A 15,904-nucleotide genomic window follows, 5' to 3' on the forward strand; every position below is an offset into this window, starting at 1 on the left:
CGCTGCCCAGCCGCGTTCGCGCGTCAGACGCTGACTAGTCTGAAGCGACAGACAGGCGCTTCAGCAGATGATGGAAGTTGTAGTTCCCCCCACCGACCACGGGCAGATGCGTGTCGACGGTGTGCGGGGTATACCGCATGAGCGCGTGGGTTGCCGCATTGTCGACCTGGATGCGGCGCTGGTTGTAGTCGACGCTCATTCGATGTGGATATGACAACGCCTGACCTTCATCGAACAGCTGTCTCATGAGCTGGGTGCCTTTGTCCACCTGTGACGCGAAGGTTGAGCTGCGACCCGCGGTCCCCCCGCCGTCGTTGTAGGCGTAGCCCATCGCCGAGCGCAACACCCATGCAGGGGGCACCTTCTCGCGCGTGACGAGGCTGTTCTCCTTCTCCAATGTGGCGAGAATGACCCGGGGATTGACTCTGTGAGCCGCAGCGGCGTCGGCGATGATGCGCGCGGCCTGGCGACCGTCTTGCTGATAGGTCGCCAGGAATGAGTGGTTGCGCTCGAGCACGCTCTGGATCTGCCCGACGTCGAGGGCTGTGGCATCGGTGAACTCCTCGTTGCTCATGAGGGCGCTGAAGTTCACCTTGTGCGCGACATAATCGCCTTTCTGGGTCGGCACCCGAGGATACACACGCTCCCCACGGGGAAACGCACCCCAGGGTGCAGTCGAGTCGGAGGGTGAGGTGAGTGAGCCGAGGGCGGGCGCGGGAGAGACCTGTCCCAGCGACGTAACGTCGAGGGCGGTCGTCGAGGCGACGGTCGCGGCCCCGCCAATCGGAATCGCGGCCGCAACAAGCATGGCGGTGCCGAGAACGCGGCGCATCAGGCTGTTGCCTGAGCCTGAAGCCTCGGGAAGCGCCTCGACCGAGGGTCGGAGGGGCGCCACGGCATCGGTGGCGACGTCGGTCTCGTAACTGGCCCAGGGAACGACGACGGCAGCGGAGTCAGGCGGGCGCGACGCAACCGGCGCGGACGAGCAGCGATACGAGGACGGGCGGTGGGTCTGCAGGGCCCCGAGCATCACGCGCTCCTCTCGTGCGTCACGCGCCCGTGAGGGAGGCGTGTGGCCCGTAGTATACACCATCTTCCGCTCTACGCATAGAGGGGGTCTGAATCGTCGTGCGATGGAGACGTGCTCGCCTGTTCGTCTGTGGCTGTATCTCTTCGCAAGAGCCCATAGGCGAGCAGCATCAGGGGCAGACCGCTCGAGAGAAGAACCCGCATCGCGTGCCAGAAGAGAGACTGCCACAGAAGCGCAAAGGGGAGGGCGTACACGGCGAACATGCTCACGCAGTAGAGCAGCATCGAGCGCCGCAGCGGCCGACTGTCGGTGACTGCCGCGAACGGCAGCAGCCACGACGTGTACCACGGCCACACACGGGCGCTGTAGAAGAGCATCAGGGCAAGCGTCATGCCGAGGTACTCGCGCACCACGTCGCGGCGTGTTCGTATGCAGGCCGCGCGCCACAGGCAGAGCAGCGCGAAGAGGAACGAGACCATGGCGCGCGTGGCCTTGAAGCCTTCGCCCTCATACACCGTGAGATACGACGCGTGACGCAGGTGGATGAGAACCGAGTGGAACGAGTGGGCATTGGTGAGGATGTGTGGGTTTGTCAGGGCAGCCCGTGCCTCCGGTGAGGCGAAGATGGTGAGCGCGAGCCCCCCCGCCGCGCAGCACGCGAAGAGCGCTCCCCAGGCCAGGGCAATGCCACGGCCCGATCGCAGCAGCCATGCACCTTCCGCGAGGAGCAGCAGAACAGCGGTGGGCTTCACCAGGCACGCCAGGACGCCAAGCACCACAGCCACGGAAGCCCCCCGCAACGTATCGGTGCACATCAGGCGCTCGAGCGAAGCGAGAGACAGAACCACCAGCAGAACGTCACAGTGGCCGTTGTTCACGATCTCGATCAAGATCAACGGGCACGCCAGATAGGTGAACGCAGCCCTGGGTCCATCGAGGCCGTTGGCGCGCGCGATGCGTAGCACCAGCCAACCCGCGCAGAGATGCGCAGCGAGCCAGCAGAGCTTGAGGAAGTAGAAGGCCAGGGGCACGCTCACCGTGGAGACGTAGCCCGCCAGAACGAGGAAGAGGCCGGCGACCGGGCCGTAGGGCATGGCGAACGGGTACCAGGCATACGGGGCATACCAGTCGATGACGTCACCAAATCCGTGTGTCCACGGATTGAGGCGATGAACGGCCCAGATTCGCCCGAACCCCACATACGCCATCATGTCGTTCGAGTTCACCCCAGGATAGGCCGCGAGCGAGAGCCCCCCGAGCAATGCACCCACCGCGAGCACACCGCGCCCGGAGAGCCCGAGCGCTGAGAAGTGTCGAATGCCCCAGAGCCAGGTCACCGACAACGCGAGGCCGACACCAACGTACGCCCACTGCAACGGGTAGTCGTACTCGTGATTGAAGATCGATTGCGCGGCCACGTCGGCGGGGCCTTGCAGCACGACCCCCCGGAAGCTCAGCGCAGCCAGCAGCGCGTAGAGCGGAACGCTCACGCCCAGGAACAACGCCCTATTCATCGTGCAGCCCCAGGGGCAGCGTCAGACCGTAGCCCAGCACGCTCTGGCACAGCAGCCGTGCGTCGAACCACTGCGCCTGTCCTCCGTCGGAGGCGATGCGGATATCGTCGCCCAGATGGCGACGCGCGATGATCAGGGAGGCAGTCACCGCGATATCGTAGGGGCGCAGGGCGGTCTTCGTGCGGTCCCAATAGCGGCCGGCGTCGTCGGCCATCACGTCGCTGGCCGTGCGCGGGAACCAGAAGGTCTCGTAGGCACAGGTACCCGGGCATCGACGTCTCGCGTGCTCCTCTTCCCACATCGCTCGGGTCGCGGCCTCGCGCTCGCTCTCCGGCATCGACAGCAGAGAGGCCAGGGCCATCATGCGAGAGAAGGCGCTCGGCGCAACCGACTGCGGATGGCGACAGCGAGTTCGGCCGTTGAAGACGATCTCCTGGCGATCGATGCGAGGACGCCCGGTGCCAAACGCCCCCGCCAGAGGGACGTCTTGACGCTTGAGCTCCGGCAGAAGCCGGGAGAGATCTTCGACGATGGCCTGATACCTGGAAGACGCGATGGTGCGACGGCGATACCAGTAGTGGCTGTATCCCATGGCAATACCCCCTCTTGATGCACGCCATGAACTGGCGTGATGTCATCGACGCGCATCGACGCGCCGCGGGGGCCATGATGACAGACGTTTGTTGCCGCAACGTGAGCGTTTTGTAACCCCAGACGAACCGCAAGATGAACATGTCTCGAAAGCAGGCGCCCACGACCGCGCGGTCAGGGCATGACGCTGTAGACCTGCTGAACGGTTGTCTGGAAGAGCGTGATGCAGCGCCAGGCCACGAATCCCCCCACCGCGAGCATGAGTATCGGGGGCAGAACCGACGCCATGCGACGAAGCGCGTTGTCAAAGTCGATGGCCAGCAGCTCGGCGGCCTTGAGAACGCTGGCCGAAAGCGTTCCGGTCTGCTCTCCGGTCACCACCATCTGGAGGGCAGATGGGGGGAGCACACCCGTCGAGGCCAGCGCCGCGGAGAACGAGCTCCCTGACTGCACCTGTTCGTCGACCCCCGCGAGACGACGGCTGATCACCGTGTTCCCACTGGCGCGGGCGGCGATCTCGACAGCCCGCCCGAGGGACAGCCCCGCCTCGAGGAGATCGGCCAGCGCCCGCAGGAAGCGCATCACGGCGCCATCACGAAGCACAGCGCCCAGCAGGGGCACAGACAAGGCGAAGGCATCAACGACCATTCGGGTGGCAAGTGAAACAGCAGATGCTCGGGTCACGGCGAGCAGCAGCCCCACGGTCCCGTACAGAACCGCCAGGGGAATCATGACAGCCACCAGATACGCCATCAGGCCTTGCGTGAAGAGGAGGAAGAGCTGCGGAAGAAAGATGGCGGCGTGCAGCAGGAGCACCGGATAGGCGCACTGGCTGAGCAGGCGCTGACGCATCTCATACGTCTTCTCGAGAGCGTCTGCGAGGCCGTTGAGTCGCCTGTCGAGCTGCCCCCCCGTCTCGCCCGCCTGGACGAGGCTCACCGTGAGCTCGCTGAAGTACTCCGGATATCGCGCCATGCACTTGTGCAGCGGGAGCCCCCGGTTCAGGCCCTCGGTCATGGCCTTCAGCGCCTCCCCGAAGTGCCCGGGGGTGTGCGCTGAAAGCGACTGCAGCGCCCGTCCGCTGGTCAGCCCGCTATCGATCATGGTGGCGAGCTGACGGAACAGCACGGCCTGCTGACGAAGGCTCACCCCCATCAACAGGCCGAGCGTGCTATGCGGCCAACGACCCTCCTCTGTGCCAGAGTCGGCCATCGGCGAGGGAATCACGGAGCGGTGCTCCGCGTGATGCGACCTGTCTGGGGCGCGTTGAGCGGGGTGCTCTTCTTCACGTATCCCGTGAACACGTCACGCGCGAGTTCGTCGTAGACGCGGTCCTTGACCTCCTTGAACACGAGCAGGCCGTCATTGCCCTCGGCCAGGAAATCGACCGTCGCAACCCGATACGTCTTCGCGGGATCGACGGGCTGACCGCCCACCTTCACGTCGTAGGGCCGGCCACCCGCGCCGATGCGGAACGTCAGCCCAGAGACCTGGATGGTGCCGTGGCTGTCGCCCACGCCCTGGGCCACGAGGCGCAGCAGCTGGTCGCCGGTGAGCTTCAACGTGACGAGATAGTTGTCGAACGGCAGCAACGTGTACACATCGCTGACCTTGATGGGGCCTTTGTTGAAGTCGGAGCGGATGCCGCCCGCGTTGTACACGGCCACGTCGGCATCGACCTTGGTGCGAAGCGCATCGGTGACCACGTCTCCGAGAATCGAGTCACCCTGCCCCGCGGCCGGCGTGCGCGTGAGGTCTTGCGCAGCCTGACCCAGCACCTGGTCCATCGCAGGTCCGATGCGCGCCTGATAGCGCGCGATGAGACCCGCGACAACCGGATCGGGCGAGATCTTCAGATCGAGGACGGGCACGAGCTCGTCCTTGCGCGTGTAGTCGATCACCTTGCCGCTCTTTCGGTCGAGGGTGACGTCGAGGCAGCCCAGGTAGCGCATGTACTTGCCGGCCTGCACGATGACCGTGCCGTTCACGAGCTCGGGGTCCTTGAGCGCCGTGTGGGAGTGGCCACCCACAATGACAGCGATGCCCGGCACCTGCTCGGCAAGCGCCTTGTCTTCCTTCAGGCCGAGATGGCTGAGCACGATGATGACGCGGGCGCCATTGCGACGCATGCGCGGAATCAGGGTCTTGAGCGTCTGCACCTCGTTCTCGAAGCGAAAGGGCGAGACGTTCTGCTTGAAGCTCATGTTGGGGGTGCTGGGGGTGACGACCCCTGTGATGCCGACGTTGACCCCGTCGATCTGCTTGATGATGTACGGCTTCACGCCTGCCGGCGCCGCGCCGGTGGCCACCTCGACGAGATTGGCGCAGACGATGGGACGCTTTGCGTCGTGAATCAGGGCGGCCAGTGTGGCCGGCCCCCAATCGAACTCGTGATTGCCGATGGTGCCGGCGTCATAGCCGAGATGGTTCATGAACTCGACCGTGGGGCGCCCGCTGAAGAGGTTTGAGATGGGGGTTCCCTGAGCGATGTCGCCCGCGTCGAGCAGCAGGGTGTGCCCGGGGTGCTGGGCCCGCTTCTGCCTGACGAGGCCCGACATGTATGCCGCGCCACCGACCTTCTGCGTCGCGGGGGCGAGGCTCTTGTCGACCTCAGGCGTGAGGTGCCCGTGCATGTCGTTGGTGTGGAGGATGGTGATGCTGAGCGTAGAGCCGGGGGCCGGCGTGGGGGATTCTTGTGGCTCTGCCAGTGCGGGCGCGCACAATGCGCCCAGGAGAGCGGCGGCGACAGCGGCGCGCGCCATGAAGCGAGAAGCAGGGAACAAAAGATTCATGCTCCTTTCCGTATCCGAGACAGAGGGAAGGCCTGACGTGGACAGACGTGCAGGACACCTGCCCGGCCAGCCCTGATCAGCAGCAAGCCTGCCTGCCCGGCCTGGGCGGAGCGCAGGTCATCTCCCTCTTCACCGTTGTCTCTGATGGTTCGGCCGCGCAACGAGGCCTCCTGCGACACGATGTTACCGGGATGTGAATAGTCGCCCCCGAGCGTTCGACCGCTCAGGGCTGCGGCTCGGCGTCGAAGACGGTGCGCACGCAGCCGTCGCGAACGCCGTGCTCGACGCACTGGCGGAACTCGAGAACGGTGTTGATGGCGACCTCGCCCTGCTTGTGCGTGTGCGCGGGATTCGCGCAGTAGGTGAAGAACAGCAGGCGCTTCACGAACTCCGCGCTCTGGCACAGGGGGCACGTGATCGCGCGCCCTCCTTCCTCTTCGCCCGCTTCGTGCTCGGCCTCTGCCGCTGGCTGTGACATCGATTCACGACTCTCTTTCAATGGTGTGCGCCTCGTGAGACGGCCCCCGCCTCATCGCTGAGGGCGGGCGCTGCTCAGCCCAGGGACGCCAGTTCGGAGACCACGCGGGTCGCGTTGGCCGGACGCCTGCCCGGATCAGATGACATGAGCTGCGACAGCAGGCGGTCGAGGGCCGCCGGCACCGCGGGATTCACCTTGGAGACGTGGGGCCCCTCCAGCTCGCTCTTCTGCTTCATCAGCGCGGCGATGCCCGCGTGGGCGAAGGGCGACTTGCCAGACAGCAGCTGGTACCCCAGCACGCCCACGGCGTAGAGGTCGACCTTGCCGTCGATCTTCTTGCCCGCCATCTGCTCGGGGGCCATGTACTCGACGCTTCCCACCACCTGCCCCTGCATGGTGATGGTCTGCATGGCCGCGGCACGCGCGACCCCGAAGCTGTGCAGCACGACCCGACCGTCCGCCAGCACCTGCAGCGCCTCCGGCCCAAGGTTTCGATGGATGATCTCCTGCTTGTGTACGACCTCGAGCGCCGACGCGATCTGACGCAGGATCTCGATGGCCTCAGCAGGTTCGACAGGCGCCCGTTCGGCGAGGAAAGCGGCAAAGCCGAGGCCTTCGAGGCGCTCGAGAATCATGTATGGCACCTTGCTGGCGCGCTCGTCTACCCGACCACGGCTCACCAGGCGGATGATTCCAGGGTGACCTATCGACTCGAGCATCTCGGCCTCGCGCTCGAAGCGCTTGAGCTCGTCGGCATCTTGAAGGCTCGCGCGCGCGGGCAGCTTGACCGTCACCGCGGTGCCGTCAGCCGCCGTGGCCGCGTACAGCGACGCATACGGGTCAGTGGAGATGAGCGAGTGAATCGTGCAGTCGCCCACCCGCGTGCTGCTGATCGGAAGCTTGAGGGCGGCCGCAGCCTCGTCTACCGGGGAAGACTCGGCGTCGCGTCTGCGCAGCTTGAGCGCGATGGCAATCGCGACCGCCACGACGACGATCACGCCCACGAGGACCGTAGGCTTCATGAAAAGACCTCCCGACCGAGATACGGGCGATCGAGCGGTGTGACGACCGCCCTCGCGCGAGATGCGCCGCACCGCCGGGTTCTGTTGATCGCGTGCCGCGCCGGGAGGGATTCGCGCTCCGCGGCGACAGCCCCTCGTGGGTCTGCTATCCTTGTAGAGGCGAGGAAGCCGATGCTATAATGTCGAACAGGTTTGATGGGCGAGAAGCACCTCGCTCGCGTGCAACAGGGCGACGAAAGGAACAGCCATGAATCCTCTGGCGGCCATCTTCAACTTCCTGAATCAGGGCGGCTTCACACTGTGGGCCCTGGTCTTCTGTTCCGTGCTCCTCGTGGGCGTCATCTTCGAGCGCTGGTTCAAGATCAAGAGCCTGCTCGTCGATCACGAGTGGATGCTCGCACAGATGGCGTATCTGCTCCAGGAGGGGAACCACCAGAAGGCCCTCGAGTTCTGCCAGCAGGTGCCCGGCTGCCTCCCCCGCGTGTTCGAGGTAGGGCTCAACCGCTACGAGCGCCGACAGGAAGACATCGAAGGCGCGATGGGCACCACCATCACCGAGCAGGGCCACCTGCTCGACGAGCGCCTCGGAATCATCGGCACCATGGCCGTGATCGCGCCGTTCATCGGCCTCTTCGGAACGGTCATGGGCATCATTCGCTCCTTCGAGGACATCGCGAAGAAGGGGGCCTCGAACCCCTCCGTCGTGAGCGCTGGCGTGGCTGAAGCCCTCATCGCCACCGCTGCCGGTCTCTTCGTGGCCATCCTCTCGGTGGTCGCCTTCAACTACTACAAGAACCGCACCAAGATCGCCATGCAGCAGATGCACATGGCGTCGAACCGCCTGGTGGAGATGATCCTGCTCTCGCGTGAGAAGCAGCCGTTCCCCGAAGACCTGCGCGCCCCGATGGGCGAGTGATGAGCCGAATCGAGACAACGTGCGAGGGAGGTGAGCCGGCATGGCGGTGAAAGCGGGCGACGGCGATCAGGACGTGATGGCCGAGATCAACATCACACCGTTCACCGACGTCCTTCTCGTGCTCCTCATCATCTTCATGATCGCCGCGGGCGCGGTGATGCAGAACAACTACGGCCTCAACCTGCCGAAGGCCGCGAAGGCCGGTGAGGCGCAGGAGAGCAACATCATCATCTCCATCACGAAGGAGAGCCAGATCTACGTGGGAAGCCGGAACCTCGAGATGAACGACCTGCTCCCCTACCTGAAGCGCCTCAAGGCCGACAAGAACACCGATCGCGTCATCATCATGGCCGACGGCAAGGTGAAGTACAAGCAGGTCATCTCGGTCATGGACTTGGCCAAGAACGCCGAGCTCACGTCCATCGCGCTGGCAACAGCGCCGAAGGACGGCCAGAACGTCCCCGCCCCCACAGCTCCCTGACACGCAGATTCGAGAGAGGAGGTGAAGCACGATGGCAGTCAAGGCCGGAGACGGTGATCCAGATGTGATGGCAGACATCAACATCACCCCGTTCACCGACGTCCTTCTCGTGCTTCTCATCATCTTCATGGTGGCCGCCACGGCGGTCGTGCAGAACGGCTTCAACATCAACCTGCCCAAGGAAGCCAGCACCACCAGCGCAGATGATCCGAGCGGAATCATCGTGTCTGTGTCTGTCCCTGACGCGGTCAAGGTCAACGGTCAGCCGGTCGCTGCAAATGAGCTCGAAGGCTACCTGCGACGGCTCAAGGAGAACAAGAACACCGACCGCGTCATCATCATGGCAGAAGACAACGTGGAGTACCTTCAGGTTGTGAGCGTCATGGACAGCGCCAAGGCCGTGGGGCTCACCGGCATCGCACTGGCTGCCCAGCCGAAGTAGCCCCGAACACCGTCAGCGCGCGCGCACCAGCCGGGCGAAGTCGTCGAGGCCGAGGTCTTCGGCGCGCGCTGTCGGAGCGATCTCCGCGCGCCGCAACCAGCTCTCCACCTCGCCCTCCCCTGGCATCAACGCGCGCAGGGTGCTGCGAAGCATCTTCCGACGCGCGGAGAAGGCCGTCGCGATGAGCGGTCTCAGCATCTCGAACGGCACGTCGACCGGCGGCGCCGCGAGAGGGCGCAGCACCAGCAGCGCGGAGGCCACCTTCGGCGGAGGGCGAAAGGCCGATGCCGGAACATCGAGCGCCACCTCGGTGCGCGCGTGGTAGTGAACGTAGTGCGAGAGCGGCCCCACGTCACGCCCGCGCGTGGCATCGATGCGAACGGCCACCTCGCGTTGCATGAGCAGGGCCATCACGCTGAAGTGAGCTCTCGCCTCGACGAGCTTCTGCACGAGAGGCGACGTGATGTAGTAGGGAATGTTGGCGACACAGCGCCAGCCAGGCCCCTCGAGCAGCCCATCGAGGTCGAGCGCCAGCGCGTCTCCCCACTGAACCTCGACCCACGGGCAGGTTCGCCGCACCGCGTCGAGACGACCGTGCCAGTCACGATCGAGCTCGACGGCAAGAACCCTGCCCTCAGCGCCCACCCGCTGCGCCAGCACCGCAGTGAGGGTGCCGGGGCCGGGTCCGATCTCGAAGACCGCGTCTCCCTCACGTACCCCAGCCGCCTCCGCGATTTCGCTGAGCGTGGCGGGATCTTCCAGGAGATGCTGTCCGAGATGCTTCTTGAGTCGCACGCGCGGGCTTCCTCCGTTCAAACGGGTCTCACGGCACTCTGACAGGACGCTGGCCCCGACTGATTCTTGCAGGCTTGCGCCCGTTGGCATATAATACCACGGCACCGGAGGTCCGACCGTCGACATGCCCGAGATCGCGGCACCCAACGCCCCAGCATCAACGCCCTCGCCCCGAACGCGCTACACGTGGAAGCGAGCTCTCGCCTTTGCGTTCTTCGTGTTCGTCATGTCTGCCTGCATCCTCGTGGGCGGCAAGTTCTACATCGTCTATGTGACGCCTGCCAGCATCATCGCGCAGGAAGGGAGCGTCTGGGAGGGGGGCATGAAGACGATGCAGGCCCCCGGCGAAGTGGCATTCGGCCTGCGTGACCGCCTCAACATCCTCTGTCTCGGGGTCGACTACAACTACGACAACAAGGACCAGCATCACACGAAGTTCGCCCGCTCCGACACCATCTTCATCCTGAGCATCGACAAGCGCGGGCAGGTGCTCAACATCGTGTCGATCCCCCGCGACCTGCGTGTCGAGATCCCTGGCGTGGGAACCGACAAGATCAACGCCGCGTTCGCCAACAAGGAGACAGGTGATGTCCCGCTGGCCCGAAAGACGGTGGAGGCCCTCGTGGGGGTTCCCATGGATCACACCGTGGTCATCAAGGAGTACGCCGCCCAGGCTGTCGTGAACGCCGTAGGTGGGGTCACGGTGAACGTCGAGAAGAACATGGACTACGACGACAACTGGGGCCACCTGCACATCCATCTGAAGAAGGGCGTGCAGAAGCTCAACGGCGAGCAGTCGGTGGGCTACGTGCGATTCCGACACGACGAAGAAGGAGACCGCGGTCGCATCCGCCGCCAGCAGCAGTTCATCGATGCGCTGCTGCGCGAGCTCAAGAAGCCGAGCTACACCACCTACAATGAGGTCGCCAAGGTGTTCAAGGAGAACATCCAGACCGATCTCACCATTCCCGAGATGATCGACATCGCCAACGTCTACCGCAAGTTCGATCGCAAGAAGATCAAGACCGCCAAGCTCGACGGCGACGATGTCGACATCGGAGGCGTGTCGTTCATCCAGCCCAACGATCGGGAGATCCGCCGGACCTGCGTGCGCATGCTCAGCGATCGTCAGGGCTTCTTCCCAGATGAGGTGAAGGTACAGGTCCTCAATGGCAGTGACGTGAAGGGTGCGGCGCGCGCGTTCGCCGATGTGCTGCTGGCGCGCGGATACGACGTCATCGACGTCGACTCGACGCGCAAGCCCGCGGAGGAGACCTACATCGAGGACCACCGCAACCTCCCCCAGGCAGACCAGGCCCTGCAGACCCTGATGGGCCAGACGCTCATCGTCGATGGCCGATCGAAGGTTAACCAGAAAGCCGACATCACCATCGTCCTGGGGAAAGACTGGGCGCACCGATACAAGGCCTACGAGGCCCAGGGCGCCGCCCTGCAGGCATCTCCATCGGCTGACGCCAGCGGCAGGCCGGCCGTGATCCCCACGACCGACGTTCCCGCGCCCCAGGTGCCGCGCATGCCCTCCACCAACCTCGAGAGCCCGCGCACACCCGATCAGCCCACGAGCGAGGTCGAGTCTGGTCAGTCTCCCCCCGCTCCTTCGGAGCTGACACGACCCGATGGCAGCCCCGCGGCCACGATGCCCGCCCCACTGCCGTACGCCACCGACGAGGGCCGCGCGCCGCGCTGACCCCTCCGAAGCCGTCTCGATCAGAGGGCGCGGAGACGGTCGAGGCGCTCCTCGAGGTCGCGCATCGAGACGTGGTGGGTGAGGTCTCCACGCGTCTTCTCGATGCATCCCCGGGCCACGTCGGTGGAGCGGCGCAACCCGCGGGTGAGGGCATCCGGGTAGTCCATGGAGGTGAGCATCGAGTAGATCTCGTCCATGCGCGCAAGCAGCGTCTCGCTCGGACCAACCTCGCGCTGGCGCAGCCTATCGAGGATGTAGCGCCGCAGCTCCCCCACCGATTCAGCGAGGCCGTTGAGCCAGGCCGCGTCCTCCACGCGCAAGGCCTCCGGTGAGGGCAGCGGGGCGTCGGTGACCAGGGCCAGCGTGAGCGAGGCTTCGGCGAACTCCTTCTGCGCGTCGTGGACGTAGCCCGCATGGTAGACCTGGGGGTGCTCGGCCACCTCCTGGTGGACCTGATCGAGGGTCGCGCCGGCCTTGCCGACGAGCCCTCGCGCCTCGTCGAAGTCTCCCCGGTGGAGCGCGCGGATGGCCAGGCCAGACGCGCGAATGGCCTCACGGTGCAAGGCCAGCACCCGCTCGCGGACACGCTCGCTGCGCTCGAAGCGCTCGCGGATGCGACCAGCGATCTCCTCGAGTTCCACCTCCACACCTCCAGCAGCGCCCAAACGAGGCGCGTCGTCGGCCTCGCTCCCCCTCCAGACCCGTGGACACAGGGGCACCTGGCCGCTCAACGGGAGTACGTCGTCGCCGTCTCGTCTCCCTATCCCCGCGATTCGTCAGTCAGCAGCACTGGAGGCCCCGCAACGAGAGGCACAGAATCCCCCCCCATGGCATCGCTCCCCCCCGCGCCGCTCACCCGCGGCCTGCATCTCAGGGGAGAAGCGTGGTGGTCACCACCACCACCAAGATCAGGGTCCCGCCGCAACCGCTCTCGCCGCGCTGCGCAGATGACGTGCGCATGGCCCTCGAGCGGGCCACCGAACCGCTCTTCGTTGGAGAGATCGCCCCAGACGGCCGCAAGATGAGCGGCCCGCCCCCCGCACTGCTCGACGCGATGATCGCGGCGCGGGTCGCCGATCTCACCGTGGTCGAGGTCGACGGCTCTCGCGGCGCCTCCGTGAAGGGATATCGCGATGACGAGCCCGTTCTGCCGCGCCATCTCGATCGGCTCTGCGTCGTCGTGGGCGCAGATGCCGTGGGGGCCCGCCGCGACTCCGCCCTGGTGCACCGGAACCACCTTCTCTGGCCGCGGCTGAGACTCCGCGACGAGACGGCGCTGGGCGCCGATGATGTGGCTCGAGCCCTGCTCGACCAGCCGTCGTGCCTGGCCGCAGCCAAGCGCTTCTCGACCACGGTGCTCATCAACAAGATCGACGACGACGACACCCTGCGCAAGGCGAACGCCCTGGCGGACGCGCTCTCACCGCACCTCGAGGCACGAGGCGTCGTGCGCATCGCGGGCCGTGGACGCGCGCTGCCAGACGAGGTTGCGGTGATGTGGCAGCGGCGGCAGAGACGCGAGGTGCACGCCGTTCTCCTGGCCGCTGGGCGCTCGATGCGGTTCGGTTCGGCCAAGCTGGTGGCGCCCATCGACGGGATTGCCGTGATCGCGCACGCACTCGATGCGCTGCGGGCCTCCGCTGTCGCGTCGATCACCGTCGTGCTGGGGCCTGCCGCAGAGATGGTGCGAGCCGCGGCAGGCGAAGCGGAGCGCGATGCGCGGGTTCGATTCGTCGACAACCCTCGCTTCGAACAGGGTCTGTCGACCTCGATCGCAGCCGGGGTGGCGGCCGCTCCCGACGGAGACGGGCTGCTGCTCGCGCTCGGCGACATGCCGTTCATCACACCCGACACGATCGCACGGGTTCTCGAGACCTACGCCAGCACGCCCTTCGACATCGTGGCCCCCCGCCACAACGGGCGTCGTGGCCACCCCGTCGTGCTGTCCCGGCGCTTCGCGAATGGCCTCTCGCGCCTGGAGGGCGATTCCGGCGCCGCTCCCCTGCTGGCCGCGCATGCGGCCGATCTCTGCCTCATCGACGTCGAAGACCCCGGCGTGCACCGAGACATCGACGTCCCCTCTGCGCTCGAGGAGGTCGTGTGAGGAACGCGCTGCCCACGGTGATCGTCCGAGGCGCGGGGGATCTCGCGACCGGTGTGGCCTGGCGCCTGCACCGCTGCGGCTTCCCGCTCCTCGTGCTCGAGCTCGAGACCCCGCTCGCCATCCGCCGACGCGTGGCGTTCGCGCGCGCGGTGCTCGACGGGCGATGCGAGGTCGAGGGGGTCGAAGCCCGCAGGGTCGATCAGCCCGTTCTCGCGCGACTGGACTGGGTTCCTGTACTCGTCGACGCAGAGGGTCGGTCCATCGCGACGATGCGCCCACAGGTCGTAGTCGATGCCCGCATGACAAAATCAGCCAATGACACCCTGCCGGATCAGGCCCCCCTGGTGGTGGGGCTGGGGCCGGGGTTCGAGGTGGGACGGCACTGCCATCGCATCATCGAGACCCAGCGCGGGCACTTCCTGGGGCGCGTTCTCACGCACGGCACGGCGCACCCCGACACCGGCCGTCCAGGTGAGCTGGGCGGGCACGACATCGCGCGGGTTCTTCGCGCCCCGGCAGACGGCGTCTTCAATGCCACCATCGAACGGTGGGCGACGTCGAGGGCGAGGCCGTGTGCGCGCAGATCGGCGGAACGGTGAGGGGCCTCCTCACATCCGGGACAGCGGTGCGCCGAGGCCTGAAAGTAGGCGATGTCGACCCGCGGCCCGAAACCACCTTCGACCTCGATGTCATCTCAGACAAGTCGCGCGCCATCGGTGGCGGCGTGCTCGAGGCAATCATGGAATGGTGGCAGACCGTTGGCTGAGCGAACGACCATCACGAGCAAGGACGGCACGCGGCTGTCGCTTCACCGCTGGACCGCCGCGAATGCGCGCGCGACGCTCCTCGTCGTGCACGGCTACTGCGAGCACGGGGAGCGCTACTCCGAGCTGGCCGAAGCCCTCGGCGCCCGCGGCATCGAGACGTGGTCGCTCGACCTGCGCGGTCACGGTCGCTCAGAGGGCAGGCGTGGGCTCATCGTGCGGTTCGACGAGTACCTCGATGACGTCGATGCAGCAGTGGCCGCCATCAACGCGGAGCGCGACGGGCTTGCGCACTTCGTTCTGGGGCACAGCAACGGGGGGCTGACCGCCTTTTTCTGGGCGGTGCAACGAAGTTCGGCAGCCAGCATCCGTGGGCTCGTGCTCACCAATCCGTTCATGGGCATCGCCCTCGCGGTGCCCGCGTGGAAGGTTGCCCTGGCGCGCGCACTGGCACGCGTCAAGCCTTCGTTCTCCTTGCCGGCAGGCCTCGACCCGGCGATGCTGTCGCACAACGAAGCCAGCAACCACGCGTACAAGACCGACCCGCTCATCTTCAGGAACGCGACTGCAGGGTGGTTCGTGGAGGTGGTTCGCGTCCAGCGCGCGCTCGAGACCTGTGGCCCGCTCGGCATGCCGGCGCTCTTCGTCATCGGTGAAGACGACGGCGTGGCCTCTCCCGCCGCCTCCCGTGCCGTCTACGATCGCCTGCACGCCCCGGAGAAGACGTGGAAGGGCCTGCCCGGCCAGTATCACGAAGTTCTCAACGAGCCTTGGCGAGCCGACACCTTTGCCCTCATCGGCGACTTCATCGAGGGTCACGTCGGAGAGCGCTGACGTCACCGCCCACCCCGCCCGTGTTCACATTTTGTTAACATGTGTATGGGTTCGGAAACACGATTCCGTGCTATAATCTGGTAGTATACGCCGATTTGTGCCCTGGTCGCGCCTGCGCTCGTTCGACAAGGCGCCCCCTGCACGAGACGGTTGCCCACAAGGAGGCAGGCCGATGGCCGAAGACAAAGACCGCATCGAGCAGATCCGCGCGCGCAGGGGCCGAGACAGCGTCCAGCTGAGCCAGAGCGCTGGCTCCAAAGTCGGCCAGGTGAGCACGGGGGTTGCGCAAGAGACCCTCGACAGCACGGCGCTCCTGGGCGTAGACTTCAAGTCACCGTGGCAGCGCGACCGCGTCACGCTCAGCCTCGAAGCCCAGATCTCGATGGTGGAGCAGCGGGCAAACTACCGCAACTCCGCGGTCGACCTCGGGTAC

At 66.0% G+C, this 15,904-nt stretch carries 16 protein-coding genes and 1 pseudogene; 8 read left to right on the plus strand and 9 right to left on the minus strand.

What is annotated here, in order from left to right:
* Nucleotides 1–34: 34 nt before the first annotated feature.
* From EB084_07095 to EB084_07125, 7 genes are all read right to left on the minus strand, one after another.
* Nucleotides 35–1,030 (minus strand): hypothetical protein, encoded by a 996-nt coding sequence (locus EB084_07095; GenBank protein ID NDD28016.1) that lies wholly within the window; start codon nucleotides 1,028–1,030, stop codon nucleotides 35–37.
* A gap of 71 nt (nucleotides 1,031–1,101) precedes the next feature.
* A complete protein-coding gene (locus EB084_07100; protein NDD28017.1) occupies nucleotides 1,102–2,532 on the minus strand; it encodes a hypothetical protein in 1,431 nt (476 codons plus the stop codon).
* A gap of 4 nt (nucleotides 2,533–2,536) precedes the next feature.
* Nucleotides 2,537–3,136, minus strand: coding sequence for a hypothetical protein (locus tag EB084_07105; protein ID NDD28018.1), 600 nt, complete (start codon nucleotides 3,134–3,136; stop codon nucleotides 2,537–2,539).
* A 173-nt stretch (nucleotides 3,137–3,309) separates the two neighbouring features.
* A complete protein-coding gene (locus EB084_07110; GenBank protein NDD28019.1) occupies nucleotides 3,310–4,362 on the minus strand; it encodes a type II secretion system F family protein in 1,053 nt (350 codons plus the stop codon).
* Nucleotides 4,359–5,927: a bifunctional metallophosphatase/5'-nucleotidase gene (locus tag EB084_07115; GenBank protein ID NDD28020.1), complete on the minus strand. Its 1,569-nt coding sequence runs from the start codon at nucleotides 5,925–5,927 to the stop codon at nucleotides 4,359–4,361. The genes EB084_07110 and EB084_07115 overlap by 4 nt, the downstream gene beginning before the upstream one ends.
* Before the next feature lie 223 nt (nucleotides 5,928–6,150).
* On the minus strand, nucleotides 6,151–6,405 hold the full coding sequence (locus EB084_07120; GenBank protein NDD28021.1) for a hypothetical protein: 255 nt from the start codon (nucleotides 6,403–6,405) through the stop codon (nucleotides 6,151–6,153).
* A 74-nt stretch (nucleotides 6,406–6,479) separates the two neighbouring features.
* Entirely contained in the window at nucleotides 6,480–7,427 is a 948-nt protein-coding gene (locus EB084_07125; protein NDD28022.1) for a serine/threonine protein kinase, read from the minus strand.
* 247 nt (nucleotides 7,428–7,674) lie between these two features.
* Here EB084_07125 and EB084_07130 point away from each other — a divergent pair, with 247 nt between their 5' ends.
* From EB084_07130 to EB084_07140, 3 genes are read left to right on the plus strand one after another with little or no spacing between them, the layout of a single operon-like run.
* A complete protein-coding gene (locus EB084_07130; GenBank protein ID NDD28023.1) occupies nucleotides 7,675–8,343 on the plus strand; it encodes a MotA/TolQ/ExbB proton channel family protein in 669 nt (222 codons plus the stop codon).
* Nucleotides 8,344–8,383: 40 nt separating this feature from the next.
* Nucleotides 8,384–8,824: a biopolymer transporter ExbD gene (locus EB084_07135; GenBank protein ID NDD28024.1), complete on the plus strand. Its 441-nt coding sequence runs from the start codon at nucleotides 8,384–8,386 to the stop codon at nucleotides 8,822–8,824.
* Between the two features lie 31 nt (nucleotides 8,825–8,855).
* Nucleotides 8,856–9,266 (plus strand): biopolymer transporter ExbD, encoded by a 411-nt coding sequence (locus EB084_07140; protein ID NDD28025.1) that lies wholly within the window; start codon nucleotides 8,856–8,858, stop codon nucleotides 9,264–9,266.
* A 12-nt stretch (nucleotides 9,267–9,278) separates the two neighbouring features.
* Here EB084_07140 and rsmA read toward each other — a convergent pair whose 3' ends face one another.
* On the minus strand, nucleotides 9,279–10,187 hold the full coding sequence (gene rsmA / locus EB084_07145) for a ribosomal RNA small subunit methyltransferase A (GenBank protein NDD28026.1): 909 nt from the start codon (nucleotides 10,185–10,187) through the stop codon (nucleotides 9,279–9,281).
* Between rsmA and EB084_07150 the strand changes: the two genes are divergently transcribed.
* A complete protein-coding gene (locus EB084_07150) occupies nucleotides 10,186–11,769 on the plus strand; it encodes a hypothetical protein (GenBank protein ID NDD28027.1) in 1,584 nt (527 codons plus the stop codon). The two genes, rsmA and EB084_07150, sit on opposite strands and share 2 nt — an antisense overlap.
* Nucleotides 11,770–11,789: 20 nt before the next feature.
* Here the strand turns inward: EB084_07150 and EB084_07155 are convergent, their stop codons facing one another.
* Entirely contained in the window at nucleotides 11,790–12,410 is a 621-nt protein-coding gene (locus tag EB084_07155) for a haloacid dehalogenase (protein NDD28028.1), read from the minus strand.
* A gap of 62 nt (nucleotides 12,411–12,472) precedes the next feature.
* On the opposite strand from EB084_07155, the gene yqeC reads away from it, so the two are divergent.
* The 4 genes and pseudogenes from yqeC to EB084_07175 form a co-directional block, all read left to right on the plus strand.
* Nucleotides 12,473–13,873: a putative selenium-dependent hydroxylase accessory protein YqeC gene (yqeC, locus tag EB084_07160; protein ID NDD28029.1), complete on the plus strand. Its 1,401-nt coding sequence runs from the start codon at nucleotides 12,473–12,475 to the stop codon at nucleotides 13,871–13,873.
* Nucleotides 13,870–14,639, plus strand: a pseudogene (locus EB084_07165) (EF2563 family selenium-dependent molybdenum hydroxylase system protein). Before yqeC ends, EB084_07165 begins: the two are co-directional and overlap by 4 nt.
* Nucleotides 14,524–15,471, plus strand: coding sequence for an alpha/beta hydrolase (locus EB084_07170; GenBank protein NDD28030.1), 948 nt, complete (start codon nucleotides 14,524–14,526; stop codon nucleotides 15,469–15,471). Before EB084_07165 ends, EB084_07170 begins: the two are co-directional and overlap by 116 nt.
* A gap of 172 nt (nucleotides 15,472–15,643) precedes the next feature.
* Nucleotides 15,644–15,904: hypothetical protein (locus EB084_07175; protein ID NDD28031.1), on the plus strand; the 261-nt coding region annotated here is incomplete at its 3' end.

It is taken from the genome of Pseudomonadota bacterium, assembly GCA_010028905.1.
Classification (GTDB): Bacteria; Vulcanimicrobiota; Xenobia; order RGZZ01; family RGZZ01; genus RGZZ01.